General features: G+C 64.0%; 1 protein-coding gene. It reads left to right on the top strand.

Annotation, left to right across the window (positions count from 1 at the left end; translation table 11 throughout):
• Positions 1 to 106 precede the first annotated feature (106 nt).
• Positions 107 to 759, top strand: a 653-nt coding sequence (locus NZ653_10140) for a hypothetical protein (GenBank protein MCS7287476.1), incomplete at its 3' end; no start/stop codon positions are given.

Genomic DNA, 759 nt, shown 5'->3' with positions numbered 1-759 from the left:
TCTCACCACCAGCAATGTGATCACCCTCTCCCCCCTTGGGCCTCAGTTCAGGGATTCCTGGACCCAGACCTTCACCACGGCTTACACGCTCACGGAGGGGTTGAGCGTGCTGGCCTACGGCCTAAGCCAGCCTCAGACGTGGAGGGACGTCCCTCTGTCGGCTGCGTCAGGCCCGTGCGACTGGTCCTACAGCTTCACCGTGTCCAACGGCGGTTTAATCGAAGCCACGGCCTGGAGCAACAACATCGGGGACATCGACCTCTACCTCTACCGGGGCGCCACGCTGATCGCCGCCTCCACCACGCCGGCGGCTTGGGAGCGGGTGCGGGTGAAGCGGCCAGCCGATGGCACTTACCGAGTTTGCGTGGACAACTGGTCTGGCACGCCCGGCACCTTTAACCTGGACCTGCGGGTGATCCAGGGCACGGACCTGGTGGTGAGCGGTGTGCCCACCGGGACTATCAACGCCAACGCACCCATCACCTTCACTGTGACCTTCACCAAGACCGCCACGCCCGGCACCACCTGGGAGGGCCTGCTCTACCTCGGCCCGGCCCTCGCGCCCGCTGCGCTGGAGGTGCCTGTCTTCGTTCACTTCTCGGCGCCCCCGGTCATCCTGGATGTCGACAAATCCGCCAGCGCGGAGTGGGTGCGGGAAGGTGAAGTTTTTACCTATACGATCATCCTCCGCAACCTGGGCACTAGCCCCGAGTATGTGTATGTGGCTGATCCTTTGCCAGCCCGAGTGGAGTTTGTGCC

The sequence above is a fragment of the Anaerolineae bacterium genome, from assembly GCA_025062375.1.
Lineage (GTDB): Bacteria > Chloroflexota > Anaerolineae > SpSt-600 > SpSt-600 > SpSt-600.
Note: the sequence above shows the minus strand (reverse complement) of the source record. Positions and strands in the feature narration are given on the sequence as shown.